This is a genomic window from Aeromonas sp. SE22, from assembly GCF_038739755.1.
GTDB lineage: Bacteria > Pseudomonadota > Gammaproteobacteria > Enterobacterales > Aeromonadaceae > Aeromonas > Aeromonas jandaei.
Genome location: NZ_JBCGFD010000011.1, coordinates 36,846 through 52,569, shown reverse-complemented (window position 1 = coordinate 52,569; position 15,724 = coordinate 36,846). Strand labels below are relative to the sequence as shown.

At 59.2% G+C, this 15,724-nt stretch carries 14 protein-coding genes; 2 read left to right on the top strand and 12 right to left on the bottom strand.

The annotated features are described in order from the left end of the window. Positions 1 to 30 precede the first annotated feature (30 nt). The gene (gene eno, locus AAHA39_RS15840; RefSeq protein WP_005335583.1) at positions 31 to 1,332 is read left to right on the top strand and encodes a phosphopyruvate hydratase; all 1,302 of its coding nucleotides are present in this window, start codon (positions 31 to 33) and stop codon (positions 1,330 to 1,332) included. 221 nt (positions 1,333 to 1,553) lie between these two features. Here eno and AAHA39_RS15835 read toward each other — a convergent pair whose 3' ends face one another. The 9 genes from AAHA39_RS15835 to AAHA39_RS15795 form a co-directional block, all read right to left on the bottom strand. Next, a complete protein-coding gene (locus AAHA39_RS15835) occupies positions 1,554 to 3,518 on the bottom strand; it encodes an LTA synthase family protein (protein ID WP_320656502.1) in 1,965 nt (654 codons plus the stop codon). 174 nt (positions 3,519 to 3,692) lie between these two features. After that, complete coding sequence (locus AAHA39_RS15830) at positions 3,693 to 4,523, bottom strand: alpha/beta fold hydrolase (RefSeq protein ID WP_320656503.1); 831 nt, start codon at positions 4,521 to 4,523, stop codon at positions 3,693 to 3,695. 450 nt (positions 4,524 to 4,973) lie between these two features. Further along, entirely contained in the window at positions 4,974 to 5,273 is a 300-nt protein-coding gene (locus AAHA39_RS15825) for a putative quinol monooxygenase (protein ID WP_320656504.1), read from the bottom strand. Positions 5,274 to 5,317: 44 nt separating this feature from the next. After that, positions 5,318 to 5,680 carry a MerR family transcriptional regulator gene (locus AAHA39_RS15820; RefSeq protein WP_042030487.1) on the bottom strand — a complete coding sequence of 121 codons (363 nt, stop codon included), beginning with the start codon at positions 5,678 to 5,680 and terminating at the stop codon, positions 5,318 to 5,320. Between the two features lie 88 nt (positions 5,681 to 5,768). Further along, positions 5,769 to 6,227, bottom strand: a complete 459-nt coding sequence (locus tag AAHA39_RS15815; RefSeq protein ID WP_320656505.1) for a hypothetical protein — start codon at positions 6,225 to 6,227, stop codon at positions 5,769 to 5,771. A 956-nt stretch (positions 6,228 to 7,183) separates the two neighbouring features. Further along, positions 7,184 to 7,612: a VOC family protein gene (locus AAHA39_RS15810; protein ID WP_320656506.1), complete on the bottom strand. Its 429-nt coding sequence runs from the start codon at positions 7,610 to 7,612 to the stop codon at positions 7,184 to 7,186. 452 nt (positions 7,613 to 8,064) lie between these two features. Beyond that, positions 8,065 to 8,919 carry a 23S rRNA (adenine(2030)-N(6))-methyltransferase RlmJ gene (locus tag AAHA39_RS15805; RefSeq protein WP_320656507.1) on the bottom strand — a complete coding sequence of 285 codons (855 nt, stop codon included), beginning with the start codon at positions 8,917 to 8,919 and terminating at the stop codon, positions 8,065 to 8,067. Beyond that, positions 8,913 to 9,374, bottom strand: a complete 462-nt coding sequence (locus AAHA39_RS15800; protein ID WP_033113755.1) for a DUF2390 domain-containing protein — start codon at positions 9,372 to 9,374, stop codon at positions 8,913 to 8,915. Before AAHA39_RS15800 ends, AAHA39_RS15805 begins: the two co-directional genes overlap by 7 nt. Further along, positions 9,367 to 11,277, bottom strand: a complete 1,911-nt coding sequence (locus AAHA39_RS15795; protein WP_043849947.1) for an ABC transporter ATP-binding protein — start codon at positions 11,275 to 11,277, stop codon at positions 9,367 to 9,369. The genes AAHA39_RS15800 and AAHA39_RS15795 overlap by 8 nt, the downstream gene beginning before the upstream one ends. Before the next feature lie 154 nt (positions 11,278 to 11,431). Between AAHA39_RS15795 and AAHA39_RS15790 the strand changes: the two genes are divergently transcribed. Continuing rightward, positions 11,432 to 11,842: a CBS domain-containing protein gene (locus AAHA39_RS15790; protein WP_216994740.1), complete on the top strand. Its 411-nt coding sequence runs from the start codon at positions 11,432 to 11,434 to the stop codon at positions 11,840 to 11,842. A gap of 102 nt (positions 11,843 to 11,944) precedes the next feature. Here the strand turns inward: AAHA39_RS15790 and AAHA39_RS15785 are convergent, their stop codons facing one another. The 3 genes from AAHA39_RS15785 to AAHA39_RS15775 form a co-directional block, all read right to left on the bottom strand. Then, complete coding sequence (locus AAHA39_RS15785; protein WP_320656508.1) at positions 11,945 to 13,606, bottom strand: hypothetical protein; 1,662 nt, start codon at positions 13,604 to 13,606, stop codon at positions 11,945 to 11,947. Between the two features lie 129 nt (positions 13,607 to 13,735). Then, positions 13,736 to 14,197 carry a hypothetical protein gene (locus AAHA39_RS15780; RefSeq protein WP_320656509.1) on the bottom strand — a complete coding sequence of 154 codons (462 nt, stop codon included), beginning with the start codon at positions 14,195 to 14,197 and terminating at the stop codon, positions 13,736 to 13,738. A 39-nt stretch (positions 14,198 to 14,236) separates the two neighbouring features. Continuing rightward, positions 14,237 to 15,613 (bottom strand): aminotransferase-like domain-containing protein, encoded by a 1,377-nt coding sequence (locus tag AAHA39_RS15775; protein ID WP_320656510.1) that lies wholly within the window; start codon positions 15,611 to 15,613, stop codon positions 14,237 to 14,239. Between the last annotated feature and the right edge of the window lie 111 nt (positions 15,614 to 15,724).

The window sequence follows — 15,724 nt, the reverse complement described above, 5'->3', positions numbered from 1 at the left end:
TGTTTTTTTACGAAACCTGAGGAAATACACATGTCCAAGATCGTTAAAGTGATCGGTCGTGAAATCATCGACTCCCGTGGTAACCCGACCGTTGAGGCCGAAGTTCACCTGGAAGGTGGTTTTGTTGGTATGGCAGCCGCTCCGTCTGGCGCGTCCACCGGTTCCCGCGAAGCGCTGGAACTGCGTGACGGCGACAAGAGCCGTTTCCTGGGTAAAGGCGTGCTGAAAGCCATCGAAGCCGTAAACGGCCCGATCGCTCAAGCTCTGCTGGGTAAAGATGCCAAGGACCAGGCCACTGTCGACCAGATCATGATCGACCTCGACGGTACCGAGAACAAATCCAAGTTCGGCGCCAACGCCATCCTGGCTGTTTCCCTGGCTAACGCCAAAGCTGCCGCTGCTGCCAAAGGCATGCCGCTGTACGCCCACATCGCCGAGCTGAACGGCACCCCGGGTGTTTACTCCATGCCGCTGCCGATGATGAACATCATCAACGGTGGTGAGCACGCCGACAACAACGTCGACATCCAGGAGTTCATGATCCAGCCGGTTGGCGCCAAGACCCTGAAAGAAGCCGTTCGCATGGGCGCAGAAGTGTTCCACAACCTGGCCAAAGTGCTGAAGTCCAAGGGCTACAACACTGCAGTTGGTGACGAAGGTGGTTTCGCTCCGAACCTGAAATCCAACGCCGAAGCGCTGGAAGTTATCGCTGAAGCCGTTGCCGCTGCCGGTTACAAACTGGGCACCGACATCACCCTGGCTATGGACTGCGCTGCTTCCGAGTTCTACGACGCAGAGAAGAAAGAGTACAACCTGAAAGGCGAGGGTCGTGTCTTCACCTCCAACGGTTTCTCCGACTTCCTGGCTGACCTGACCACCAAGTTCCCGATCGTCTCCATCGAAGATGGCCTGGACGAATCTGACTGGGAAGGTTTCGCCTACCAGACTGCTGAACTGGGCAAGAAAATCCAGATCGTTGGTGACGACCTGTTCGTAACCAACACCAAGATCCTGAAGCGCGGTATCGACAACGGCATCGCCAACTCCATCCTGATCAAGTTCAACCAGATCGGTTCCCTGACCGAAACTCTGGCAGCCATCAAGATGGCCAAAGACGCTGGCTACACTGCCGTCATCTCCCACCGCTCCGGTGAGACCGAAGACGCTACCATCGCCGACCTGGCTGTTGGTACCGCTGCTGGCCAGATCAAGACCGGTTCCATGAGCCGTTCTGACCGTGTTGCCAAGTACAACCAGCTGATCCGTATCGAAGAAGCTCTGGGTGCCAAAGCTCCTTTCCGCGGTCTGAAAGAAGTTAAGAACCAGGCTTAATCAAGCCTCGGTCGTCAACCTCGGTTGACCCGGCCAGACCTAAGGTTTGGCGAACAATCCGGAGCCCTTGTGGCTCCGGATTTTTTTATGCCTGTTTTCTGGCGCGATTGCCGGCGTGGCAGAAGTTGGCAGCGCAGCTGGCCAGCCAGAGCCAGCAATCCTCGACCGGCAACAGATACAAAGAAGCCCGCATGAAGCGGGCTTTTTGCTTGGGGTTGGGCTCAGCTCTTGGCGTGGTCAGCCTTGCTGTGGGGTTCAACTCCTGCAGTCGTTGCGGCGGCTGGGGCGCTCTGCTCGGCCAGCTGGGGCGCAAGCAGGCTGGCTGGGGCGAGCTGGCCATAGGCGCGCGACTTGCCGTCAAACAGCAGGCTCTGCTGATACCAGGTGGTGGCCCAGCTGAAGTCCCGCTCGCGGGCCGCCGCTTCGTCGCAAGGCTGCGGCCGGTGCAGTTGCAGATCCGCCTTCCAGTTAAAGCAGGTGAGCTTGTCCGGCTCGCGCATCGGATACTCGACGATCCGCTCGCCGTAGACCCGCCCTATGGTGCCGCTGGCGGCATAGATGCCCCCGCGCGGCGCTTCGCTTAGCAGGGAGTGGCCGGTAAACCAGGGCGCCTTGCCCCCCAGCAGGTCGAGGATGGTGGGGGCGATATCCTGCTGGGCGCCGATGCCCGGCTGATGGCGCGGGGCGATGGAGCCATCGGTGGCGAACATCAGGAAGGGGATCCAGTACCGCCCCATATGGCCGCTGCGCTCGCCAGCGGTGTGATCGGCGGTGATGACAAACAGGGTCGGGCCAAGGTTGGCTTGCTTGTACTCCTCGATAAAGCGGCCGAGCGCCTTGTCGGCATAGTGCAGCACGCTCATCTGCCGCTCGTTGCTGCTTTGGTCGCCAAACAGCCAGGGCTCGCCCGGCGGCAGCTGGTCATCGTGGGTGGTGGTGTTGTTGACCATGTAGAAGAAGGGGCGCGACTCCTCGCGCGCCTTGCTCAGGATAAAGCGGTAGAGATCCGGGTCCTGATAGCCCCAGCTGTTCTGCTCCACCTCGGCGGCGGGCATCTCCAGCTTGCCGTAAGAGGCCTGCGTCCCCAGCAGCTGGGCCAGTTGCCCGGTCTCCCCCTTGTGCATCCCCTGAAAGACCGCCGTGCTCCAGCCAGCGTCGCTCAACAGTTTGGGCAGGCACTCGTAGTGCTGATCCTGCAGCGGCGTATTGGGGATGCCCGCCTCCAGCGGATTTTGATAGGAGCAGAGCGCGGTAAAGAACCCCTCCACCGTGCGACGGCCGCCGGCGATCAGACCATCGGTGCGCAGCCCCTCGCGGTGCAGCGCATCCAGATGGGGAGTGACATTGGGCGCAGCCGGGTTGTAGCTCTGCATCAGCTCGGCAGGCCAGCTCTCCAGCAGCATCAGGATAACGTTCATCTTGCGCTGCGGCGGCTGGTAGGGGGCGTGGCCATCGAGCTGGGCCAGCGTCGCCAGCTGCTGTGCCGCGGGTGGCGGCAGCTGCTGATAGAGCGGCGTGCCGCCGCCGGTCTCGTCGGCGGAGCTGTTGCTGACCAGCATGGCGTAGACGGGGTTGAGGGCGAGCAGCGCCTGCTGGGGATTGCCGATGGCGTAGGCGCGATCCGGCTTCATCGGCAGATCGGTCAGGGAGCCGCGCACGCAGAGCACCGCGATGGCAAAGGTGAGCAGCAGCGGCAGCTCGGTCTTTGCCAGCGTCATGCGCGCCCGCAGGCGCAGCTGGCGGCGGCACAGCAGGGCGCTGGCCAGCGCACCGGCCAGGGTTGCGACCATCAGCAAGGGGTACTGCTTGAGGGCAGTGGTGAGCAGACTGCCCGCCTCGCGGGTCACCTCCCCCAGCTCATAGCCGATATGGCGCCCCGAATTGGCGAAATACATCAGGTCGGCCACCTGCAACCCTGCCAGCACCATGGCCGGAACCCACCACCAGAGCCAGGAGAGGCGACGCAGCCCGAGCCGCACCGCCAGCCAGCAGAGCAGGGCGCTCGGCGCCCACAGCAGGGCCGCCGCCGCCAGATCGAAGCGAAAGCCCCACAACAGCGCCTCAAGTTGTTGAGTGGTGGTCAGCACCGCAAAGCTGGCGGGCGACCAGAACAGCAGCAGGGATTTGAGCAGCAGTGCCAGGAGCGCGAGCAGCGCCAGACCCGACAGCAGAAAGCGAGCGAACATAGCCAATCCGGAGTTTCAGGAAGTCATCGAGCGGCTATTGATAACGGATGTAGTTGTCGGCTTACAAGCATTACTGTCACGCAATGGTAACCAGATGTGACAAGTGTGAAGAGGTTCGCCTTTGCCGGGGAGATACGAGAGCCAAGTGCGCTCGCATCCCCTCCCGGTGGCGACCTAGCGGGCGGCGGATTGGCTGGTCAGCCAATCCTGCAAGGTATTGGCAAAGGCGGCGGGTTGCTCGATGGGGTAGAGGTGGTTGGCCCCCTCGATCCGCTTGAGCTGGCAGTGCGGCAGCTGTGCGGCCAGAGCCTCGCCGACCAGCGCGAACAGCGGGCGGGTCGCCGCTCCCAGCATCACGCAGGCGGGCAGGGGCAGGGTGGCAAGGCGTGCGGGCGACCAGTCGGGGCGTTCGCTCTGGCTCAACTGCTTGGGCAGGCTGGCTGCCTCGGCCAGCTGCGCCTGCTGCCACTTGACGGGCTGGCTGGCAAAATAGCCGCCGCGGCCACCCGAGCCATCGATCAAACTGGCGACCGCCTGTGGCAACTTGCCCTCCTGCACCTGTGCAAACAGCGGGCCGAACATGGCGCCTGCATCGGCCATAAAGGCGGCAAGGCCCTGCTCATCGAGGGCGCCGGGGCAACCCGGCTCCACCAGACAGAGGGAGCGAAACCGCTCGGGCGCCATCAGGGCGGCAGTCAGGGCGACATCCGCCCCGTATGACCAGCCCGCCAGATGCACTGGCCCGCACGGCAACTGCTCCAGCAAGGCAAGCAGATCGCCGGCATGGGTCTCAAGACCAAACGGCCCCTCTCTGCCCGCCTCGCCAAAGTGGCGCAGGGTGGGGGCATAGACGGTGTAGTGCTGCGAGAGCTGCTCGATATGTTCGAGCCAGAGGGTGTGGTTGGCCAGCGCTCCATGGATCAGCAGCAGGGGTTCGCCGCTGCCCGCCCGCAGGCAGGGCTGCGCGCTGCCATTGACGATAAAGGTGTGAGTCTGTGACTGCATATCAACGCCTCCCCGGCGTGTCATAAGAGCGGAAGAGTATATGACAAGCCCCCTGCGGCCGGTAAGTGGGCGCTTTCAGGCTGGCGCTAGCCACTATAAGCAAAAGTTGGGTCATTATCAGAAAATCCATAAATCCAGCTTATAGTGGCATCGGTGCGCCTTGGGTTGCATCAGGATGACTGATACAAGCCCCGCAAGGGGATCTTCCGATCCTTGGTGATGTATTGGCGGGGATATTCGCGATTGTCCGAATACGCTGCGCTATTCGAACCTACAGGTTGCAACCGATAAGAGGGTCGTGACTGTTGTGGATGGATGAGCGTTAGCCAGAAAGGTGTGTGCCTTATGATAAAGCTTCGTGAGTTTCCGTAGTGGTTGTGGAATCACTTGTTGTTGGTTGTAGCGAATCGTTATGCCTGACATCGGCTGGAGGCCGATGTCAGGTGATAATTAGAGCGGTACGGGCACATCAGTGACAAAGTACTGTACCACCTCTGTCAAATCCTGCCTCAGGTACTCTTGCGTATGAGGTTGCTCAAAGTGAAATTTGAAGTCATCTTCACTGTTAAATCTTTCCCACAGCAAGAAACGGCGCTTATCATCTACGCATTGATGAAGTGTGAAAATAGAGCAACCAGGTTCTTTTAGTGTCTCTTCGCAAAGTTCTTTCAAGTGCTGACGAGTTTTACCGATGTTTTCAGGAACTTTGACCTTTAGTTCGGCAGTAATGTAATAACCGGGATTAAACATAAATGACTCCTTGTCAGTGGAATCTGTACGTTAATCCCTCGAGTTCACTCTAGGTCAAGCATTTTTTGGTCGTAGGCATCTATTTTGTAGATCACAATATTCAGTTCATCATTGAGTCTTGCTATCTCTTGTTCAAGGTCGGTTTTATGAGCGACAAGCAAAGACTTCCTTTCTGACAAGGTTGTAGAACCGGCTTGGCGTAGCTTGGCAAATGATTTTATTTCCGCTAGCGGCATTCCGGTAGACTTTAAACGTTTAATCCAGGTTAACCATTCAATATCTGTTTTATCGAAAATACGTTGACCTGATTCATTCCTGCGGATATCCAGTAATAGTCCTTCTTTCTCATAATATCGTAGCGTATGAATGGAAATATTTGTTATCTCGGCGACTTCAGAAATTTTCATGATATCTCCATGAGATTTTCATGCGAGGTTAAACGGTGGGATGATAATAAGCAGTGGAATTAACTCCAAAATATAAAGGTGGAGTTGGTTACGTATTGTTTTTAAGCGCTTTGTTATTTTGTAGTCTAACATCTATTTCATTCGAAAAATCTGAGAAGCCATCCAAGTCAAAAGGTGCATAAATTTTCTTGCGACTGTTGGTGCGAATAACCAGACAATTTACTATTAGTAACATTTCCATGCTCACACCGGTCATCTCTGTATAGGGTATGGAGACTTTTCGGAAGAAGCGGTTTCTACCTACCACATCATCACTTCTTAATTCGACAGAAAACAATCGGGACGCCTGAGTCATTACGAACAATACAACGAAGGATGCTAGTAGGATTTTTAAATATTGGTAAAATAGCCAATAGCCCAACTCCATGTCGAGTTGGTTTTTGTATGTACTTAGGGCAACAAACCCGGCAAAAATCAATGTTATAAATATAAAGAACCGCTTGCTCATGGAGAGTAATGGTTGTTGCCAATTTAATGAATATTTCATTGTTTATTCCAGTTGGATAAAATATAACGTCTGCTTAATCAGTGAGTAACAAAGGATGCCCTCCTTGTCAGGGAGGTTATTTTGTCGAGATGGTGGATTCTCCGGGTTTTTATTGCTGGTTTATTCGCGATTGTGCGAAATGTCTTCGCTATTCGAACTGACTGGTTATTTTATTCTGGCCGAGCGCACCTTGTTATAAGGGGGGGCGAATTCTCTCAGTAGATAAGATTCTAAGCCGTATGACAAGTACGCATAGTCCGGTTTAAAGCCTAAAGTGACTATTTTTGACAAACCCCGCATAGCCCATATTTCTTTTGGGGAGTACTTTCTTTCCGATATAGGAACACCATTTTGTCCTTCTATCACATAGATATATTTATTGGTTCTTGAGCCAAGTCCGTGGCCTAGGTAACTGCTACCGCCTAAAGATGCCCCAACACCAATATATAGGACGACATCATTCTTTCCCATAAGTAAATATATACCTTGCATGTTATGGCCTGGTAGCGTCCCAACTAAATTCCACGGACTATTCCAAGTTGGGACTTGGGGCTCTGAAGTCGGCCAATGCAGCCGAAAAAACTCATTTGTGGCTACTTTTACGCTTTCAAAAGTGACTTCTAACACAATTCCTCCCATTCTTAATTTTACAAGCTGAGACCGAATTAACAGTTAGACTGACTTTGCTCCTAGAGGTTTTATGGGATTTCGAAATTATCTTAATTAGGTAAGAAGTGAGATGTTAAAGTATTCTGACTTGTAACTTTCTGGTAATGCATAACAAATGGTGTTTATTGATATTTTGCCTTCTATGTCAATTCGACTTTTATATTGGTGGTTTCATTGCTGATTTATAAGATGTAGTCAATTATAAAAATAATGAATTACACTTTTTAAGTAGGGGCGTCAACCATAATTTTATTATGGAAATATGTAGTTGGTGTTCCATTCCTTGTCTAAAACTGTATTTCTACCGACCAAGAACTACGTTTTGCCTCGCCGTGATAAACCGATTCGATATTATTGCCATCCGGGTCGAGGACAAAGGCGGCGTAATAGCCGGGGTGATAATTACGTTCGCCGGGGTCGCCGTTATCTTTGCCGCCGTTAGCCAATGCGGCCTGATAAAAGCGATCCACCATGGCGCGATCTTTTGCCTGAAAGGCGAGATGGTGGCGACCTGTCAACACGCCCAGCGCGGCGGGGCTATCGACAGAGGTGACAAACAGTTCGTCGGCCCAGAAGTAGCTATCGCCGGTGCCGCCCAGTGGAATATCGAGGGTAGCGAGAATAGCCGTGTAAAAGCGCTGGCTGGCGGCCAAATCTTTTACCACCAGCTGGATATGGTCGATCAGGCGACCCCGATGCAAAGTTTGTGTTTCCATACACCACCTTGATTTGCATGTTGTGGATGAGTCACCGGCTGGGCAGGCAGGGGAATTGGCATGGCTACCGCCCCTGAATTACAGCCTCCAGTCTGCTGCTTTTAACCAACGGGGTGTGGCTGGCATGGCTCATGGGGTGACTCCGACGAGGCTCTTGTTGCCAATTGGCTATAGTACCGGCTCATTGGCCAAGGGAAAGGGTGATGCGGGGAATTCCTGAGCCAGATCAACTAATTAATCAATAACGGCTGGTCTGGTGTGCAGGTGGGGCGCGTGGCCATTGGTGAGGAAAACAGTTAGTGGGGAAAAGTGTCGGTGGGTAAAAGCAGTGACGGGTAAAAAACAAGAAGCCCCTGAACGGGGCTTCTCTTTGGCGGCATAGCCACTGTGAACGGCTGGGCTGACTGACTCGCTGGCGCCTTGTCCGGACGCCGGAGCGGGCTGATGCGAGCTTACTCTTCGACCTTGTTCAGCCACTCGACCTTGTACTGGGCACCGGCGCCTTGCGCCAGCTTGGCGCACAGCGGCTTCAAGAAGGCTTCAATCTGCTCGTCCAGCATCCAGGGTGGGCTGATGATCAGCATGCCTGAGCCGTTCATGCCCCAATCCTTGGTCTGACCGGCCACTTCCAGCTCGGCCACCAGCACGTTGCCGAAGTTTTCGCGCTTGATGGCGCGCAGCATGTCGCGGGATTTGTCCGCCTCTTCACCCAGAATGGGATACCAGAGGGCGTAGATGCCGGTGGCCCAGCGCTTCTGCGCCTTTTTCAGGGTATCGACCACGGCGAAGTAATCTTCCTTGAGCTCATAGGGCGGGTCGATCAGCACCAGTCCGCGGCGCGGGGTGGGGGGCAGCAGGGCGACCAGCCCTTCGAAGCCGTCACGGTGGTGGACGGCGACGCGCGGGTCGTAACCCATGTTGGCGCGCAGATCTTCCACTTCGTTGTTGTGCAGCTCCATCAGCGCCAGTTTGTCCTGCTCGCGGGTGAGGCGGCGGGAGAGCTCCGGCGAGCCGGGGTAGTAGTGGAGCTGGCCATCGCTATTCATCTCGTCGATAACGGCGAAATAGGGGGCCATGGCGGGCCACTGGCCGCGCTCCTCCCACAACCGGCCGATGCCGTCGGCATACTCCGCCTTCTTCTGCGACCACTCGCCGCGCAGGTCGTAGAGACCGCCGCCGGCATGGGTATCCAGCACGATGAAGGGTTTCTCCTTCTTCTTGAGGGACTCGATGATCAGGGCCTGAACGGTATGTTTCAGTACGTCGGCGTGGTTGCCGGCGTGAAAGGCGTGGCGATAACTCAGCATATTAGGTCTCTGAGGGGGCCCTGCGTGGCCCCCAGTAGCGATAGATAGTTCAACAGATTCTGGCTCTTGCCGCGCACCAGGGTGAGGCTGCGCAGGGTTTGCAGCAGCACCCCCTGCTGGAGCCGTTCCAGCTCCAGCTCGTGGGCCAGCATGGCCTGATATTCGGATTCGCCGAGCCGCCCCTTGGCGTTTTTGCGCAGGGCGCGCCAGGGGGTCAGCACGGCTTCGGTTTGCAGCAGGGCAGGCTGCAGGTCGAGCAGATCGACCGGGATCCCGAGCTCATCGAGGCGATGCAGCAGCAGGGCCAGATTGACGTTGCCCCCCAGCTCCTGCACGGTGAGCCAGTCGTGGCTGCGGGCACCGTACACCTCGCCGCTCCACTGCCAGAAGCCGCGCGGGGAGGGGAGTTCATCGGCAGCGACCCGCTCCGGGGCCATCAGCATTTCGTCACGCAAGGAATTCCTGCTCCATGGTTTCCAGCTCTTCGGAGAGGCTCATCCACTCCATCTCGACGTTCTCCAGCTCCTCCTTGATGGGGCCCTGGGACTTGAGCAGCTCGGAGAGCTTCTGCTTGGCGCTCTCTTCGTAGATGGCCGGATCGGCCAGCTGGCTCTCGATGTCGGCCAGCTTGCCCTGCAGCTTCTCCATGCTCGCTTCGAGCTTTTCCAGCTTCTGGCGCAGCGGACGGGTCTGTTGGCGGAATTCCGCCTCGCGCCGCTTCTGATCCTTGCGCGCCACCGCCGAGTTGGCGGAGACGGGGCCATCAGCCGGTTTGGCGTTGGCCTCTTTCTCCTGCTCGCCGAGCCACTTGTGGTAGTCGTCGAGATCGCCGTCGAACGGCTCGACCCGGCCGCCGTGTACCAGATAGAAGTCGTCGGTGGTGGTGCGCAGCAGGTGGCGGTCGTGTGATACCACTACCATGGCCCCTTCGAAGCCTTGTAGCGCCATGGTCAGGGCGTGGCGCATCTCCAGATCCAGGTGGTTGGTCGGTTCATCGAGCAGCAAGAGGTTCGGCTTTTGCCAGGTGATCAGCGCCAGCACCAGCCGCGCCTTTTCGCCGCCGGAGAAGGGGGCCACCTTGTCGAGGGCCTTGTCACCATGGAAGCCAAAGCTGCCCAGATAGTTGCGCAGCTCCTGCTCGGTCTTGTCCGGCGCGAGGCGCACCAGATGATCGAGCGGGGTGTCGTCGAGGCGCAGGGTCTCCAGCTGATGCTGGGCAAAGTAACCGATGCTCACCCCGGCGCTCACTTCCAGCTTGCCGGAGAGCGGCGGGTTGGAGCCCGCCAGCATCTTGATAAAGGTCGATTTACCGGCGCCGTTACGACCGAGCAGACCGATGCGCGAACCCGGTACCAGATTGAGTTTGATCTTCTCGAGGATCACCTTGTCGCCGTAACCGGCGGAGAGGTTCTCCATGGCGATGAGCGGGGTCGGCAGGGCCGAGGGCTCGCGAAACTCGAAGCTGAACTCGGAGTCGGCGTGGGCGGGCAGGATCTTCTCCATCCGCTCCATGGCTTTCAGGCGGCTTTGGGCCTGACGGGCCTTGGAGGCCTTGTAGCGGAAGCGGTCCACATAGGATTGCATGTGGGCCATCTCGCGCTGCTGTTTTTCGTACATCGACTGCTGCTGGGCCAGATGTTCGGCGCGCTGCAGTTCGAAGTCGGAGTAGCCGCCGGTGTATTCGTTGAGCTTGCCGTTCTCGATATGAATGATGCGGCTGATGACCGAGTCGAGGAAATCGCGGTCGTGAGAGATCAGCACCAGCGTGCCCTGATAGCCCTTGAGCCACTTCTCCAGCCAGATGACGGCGTCGAGATCCAGGTGGTTGGTCGGTTCATCGAGCAGCAGCAGATCGGAGCGGCACAGCAGCGCCTGGGCGAGGTTGAGGCGCATGCGCCAGCCACCGGAGAAGCTGCGCACCGGCGAGCTGAGCTGCTCGTCGGCAAAGCCGAGGCCGTGCAGCAGTTCGGCGGCACGGGCGCGGATGCTGTAGGCGCCGATGGTGTCGAGCTTGCTGTGCAGCTCGGCCACCAGCAGGCCGTTGTCATCCTGCTCGGCTTGGGCGAGCTCGGCCTCCAGCGCGCGGAACTCCTTGTCGCCGTCGATCACGTAGTCGAGGGCGGAGCAATCGAGCGCCGGGGTCTCCTGCGCCACGCCCGCAATCTGCCAGCCGGCGGGCAGGCTGAAGCTGCCGCTGTCGATGGCCAGCTCCCCCCGTACCAGTGCAAAAAAGGTGGACTTGCCACAGCCGTTTTTGCCCACCAGACCCACCTTGTGGCCCGGGTGAATGGTGGCGGAGGCGTTGTCCAGCAGCTTGCGGCCGCCGCGGATCAGTTCGATTTGACTGGCAACTATCATGGGTGGGATCTGCTTGCTCAAAAATGGAGGAGAAAAACTGGCGCGGATCTTACGTGAAAAGGCGCAGATTTGCACTTTGGCGCGCGGGTCGCTATGGCTGGTATGACAAAAACATGCCATAACAGAGAAACCAGTTTGGTTACGGGAGGTTAGCATGCTTATCAGGGATATTATGACGACCCGGGTCGCCACCGTGTCGATGGATGATCGGCTCAGCGTCATCAAGGATATCTTTGAGCAGGCCCACTTTCGCCATCTGCTGGTGCTGGAGGAGGGGGAGCTGGTGGGGGTCATCTCCGACCGCGACCTGTTTCGCGCCATCAGCCCCTATCTCGACTCCGAGGCCGAGATGACTCGCGATACCGAAACCCTCACCAAGCGGGCGCACCAGATCATGAGCCGCCACCCCGTCACCATCGCCCCCCAGCTCTCCGTGCGCGAAGGGGTGCAGCTGATGCTGGATAAGAATGTCTCTTGCCTGCCGGTGCTGGAAAACGGCGCTCTGGTCGGCATCATCAGCTGGAAGGATTTTCTGCGGGTTGCGCTGACGCCGGACGGGCTCTGAATCGCCCCGGCCGCCCGGGGCCGAACGGGAAGTTAGAACCGGAACGAGAGAGGGGAGCCATGGCTCCCCTCTCTCGTTGATGGCTCACTGGTCGCTTGGGCTTTATGACGCCGGCGGCTTGCCGGCATTGCTCGCAGGCATGCTGCCGGAGAGCTTGGGTTGCAGGTGGCTGCGGATCTCGTTCAGGGTCTGGCGATACTGCTCCCCGTGCTGCTCCAGAAAGGCGGGGCTATGGCGCAGGCGCCGCTCCAGCCGATCCACCACCAGCGCCACCTTGGGCGCCGCCATGCCGGCGGGCCAGCTGTGTTGCAGCAGCTCCAGCAGTTGCCAGGCATCACCGGGCAGGGCGGGAAACTCCTCCTGCAACTGCAATCCCGCCTGCAGCGCCAGCTGGTGGTCGCCAAGGTGCATCGCCCGGTGGCGGGTCTGGCGCAGCTCGGTCAGGCGCTGCTCGCGGGCCGTCAGGCGCACTCCCAGCTCACTCACCAGATGGTGAAAGAGCTGGCGGGTGAGTGGATGGGGGGCGACCCGGATGCGATATTCGGATAGTTGGGTCAGGTAGCGGCTCGCATGGTGCGGCAGCCCGCAGAACTGGCTGACGGCAAAGCCGAGCAGCAGGGTGACATGGCTGGTGCTTGCCTGATCCGGCTGATGGTGCGAGATGAGGATCAACGCCTCGTCGAAGCGGTACTCCAGCCCCAGTTTCAACGCCTGCAGCAGCTCGTACTCGTGCGCCTGCAGGGTCACTGTGCGCTTGAGGTGAACCCACTCCTGCATCAGGGAGCGGATCCGGTTGGCGGACGGACTCTGCCACAGCACCGCCAGCGCCGCGCTCAGCATGAAGCTCTCCAGCGACTGGCGGGGATGCAGCTCACCGAAATAGCGCAGGTTGAGGCTGTGGACCTGCTCCAGCACCTTATCCTCATCCTGCAAGATCAATCCCAGCAGCATGGCCAGCTGGTGCCAGCGTGGTTGGTGGGGGCGGATTTTTTGCAGCTCCTGCAGCGTGCCCCAGGCGGTTTGCCACTGATGTTGATGGAGCTGGCTGGCCAGCGTCAGCTCCCGCTTGGTGGCCAGCGGCAAGGTATCCTGATGGCGCTGCAGATCGGTGAGCGCACTCTGCAGTTTGCCCAGCCCGAGCAGACCGTAGAAGAGGCCGGCTCGGGGCCAGTTGGTGCGGTATTCGTTGGCGCAGAGGGCGTAGTGCTGGGCGGCTGCCATCTGATCGCCGGATTGCAGCAGCAGATACCCCTTGAGTCGATCCAGCCAGGGGTTTAGCTCCCGATGTTCCGGCTGGAACAGCAGGTCTTCACAGGTGGCGGTAGCGATCTGCCACTCCCGCAGGGCGATGGGGGCGCTGAGGGAGGGGGTGAGTGAGCTCAGGTGCACCAGCTGGCGCAGCACCTCGTCGAGCTGACCGGTCATAAAGGGGAGCTGCAGATAGAGGGAGAAGTAGAGATCCGAGGGGAGAAACTCCTGCTCGCTGGCGTCGGCATCGAGCAGCAGCAGGACACAACCGGGTTGCAGCAGGCCGAGGTAGTGCGCCTCGTGGAGCAGGCGGGCCCCTTCACGCCCCTGCTGCTTGTCCTGCTGGCAGATGATGGCATCAAAAGGTTGTTGCTGGAGCAGGGCAAACAGGCCGTTGTGCCCATGTTCCGGGTGGTTGTGGTAGTGAATATGTTCGGCCAGCACACCCTGTTCGGTCAGTTGCCGGATGATGGCGCTGCGCAGCAGAGGATCCTCATCAAGCAGCAATATCGCCATACAACACTCCCTTTTTGCCAATCCTTGAATGAATCATGGTAGAGCCAAGAGACACTTGGGCCCAGTCTTGGGCGGATGAAAAGTTGACAGTAGTCAGCAGAGGGCGGGATGGGGCATGATGGGCAGTTATCACATCTTGCTGGTCTTGGCCGGGAAGCTGCACTCGGTCTGCCTGATCATGCGTTCCCCCTCTCCCCCGGCACCTTGCCAGCTTAGTTCGAGCTGTCCGAGGTGGCCAAGGTGGCGCAGCTCGAATTCGTAGCGCTGACAGGGATTATCCAGCGGTAGTGTGCTCATCCCCGCCGGCAACCGGTAGTCATAGCTGAGCCGCGGCCCATCCTGCAGCTTGCTGTGAAGCGGCACCAATCCCTCCGGCGTGGGGGATGGCGCCTTCAGATAGCGGCGCAAGCTGAGCGGCGCGTCGATCGCCTTCTGATAGTTGAGGCCGTTCATAGCCGCCAGCTCCTCTTCCAGCCGTTGCAGCTCCCCCTCCAGACCCGTGATGACTACCCCCAGCTGTTGATGGGCTGGCGAGGCGCACCCGCCCAGCAGCAGGGTTGAGGCGAGCAGGGTGGCTCTGAAGCGGGGCATGGCATCTCCTTGACGGGTCATTGTGGTTGGCAGGGCAGACTATAGCAGGGGATTGCTGGGGGGCGTGCCCCGCAGCAGCTGGGCCAGCCGCTCCAGCCCTTCGGCCACGCGGGCATCGGTTGCGGGCTGGCTCAGGCTCAGGCGTACCCCCTGCGGGGCGGCGAACTGGCCGGCGGCGAAGTGTTCCCCGCTCGCCACCCCGACGTCAAGGGCATCGGCTGCGGCGGCGAACTCCTGACTGCGCCACGGCTCGGGCAGCGGCAACCAGGCGTGCATGCTGCCCGGCTGCCAGCGCGCGCCGGGCAGCAGGTGGTGCAGCAGCTCGCCACGACGTGCCAGAGTCTGCCGCTGCTCGCGGATCAGCTGGTCGATCCCCGGCTGGCTTACCAGTTGGCACGCCAGCTCGACCAGCAGGGGGCTGACCATCCAGCTGGAGAGGCGCATCGCCTGGGCGAAGCCCTGCTTGAGGTGGTCAGGCGCCAGCACGAAGCCGACCCGCATGCCGCCGCAGGCGATCTTGGCCAGACTGCCGAGGTAGATGACCCGCTCCGGCGCCAGATTGACCAGCGGCACCTGATGGGGCTCCGGCAGCAGGCCGTTGACGTCATCCTCGATGATCAGCAGATCGTGCCGGCGGGCCACGGCGACGATGGCCTCGCGCCGTGCCAGCGACATGATGGCGGTGGTGGGATTTTGCAGGGTAGGGGTGAGGTAGAGCACTCTGGCACGCCGACTGCGGCAGGCCGCCTCCAGCGCATCGGGCAGTAGCCCCTCCTCATCCATGGCAAGCCCGATGACCTGATTTTTCAGCTGGCGGGCATTGCCCAGCATGCCGGGATAGCTGAGCCCCTCGCACATCAGACTCTCGCCGACACAGCCGGTCGCCAGCATGGCCAGCATGATGCCGTGCTGGGCGCCGTGGCTGAACAGCAGCCGCTCCTCTTGCGCCGCAATACCCTGCCTTGTCAGCCACTCGATAAAGCGCTGGCGCTGATCCGGCTGGCCCGCCTCCTTGCCATAACCAAGCAGCAGGTTGAGATCCCCCTGACTCAGGTTTTCCAGCAGCGGGCGGATTAATGCGGCCCGATCGAGCTGCACCGGCAGGTTCTGCCACAACTCGATGCGCGGCCCCTCCTCGGTGCGGATCACCCACTGATTGGCGGGGTCCGTGCTCGCTCCTTTAACCCAGGTGCCGTGGCCGACACGGGCGGCGACCAGCCCGCGCCGCTCTGCCTCGCTGTAGGCGCGGGTGATTGTGCCTACCGTGACCCCCAGCTTGTCCGCCAGCGCCCTGTGGGTCGGCAGACGGGTTTGTACGGGCAGCGAGCCATCCACAATGGCCTGCTCGATGGCGCTGGCCAGTCTGAGGTAGAGGGGGCCATCGAAGGCGGAGAGATCCGGTGTCCAGATTGTCATGATGACAATAAATCCATTGATCGAAAGTTAAGGGCAATATAGCGTGAATTTCAACCTGATAACAACCGTTGAGGGTTGATTGTATCGATACAATTAACCCATCAAGATGAG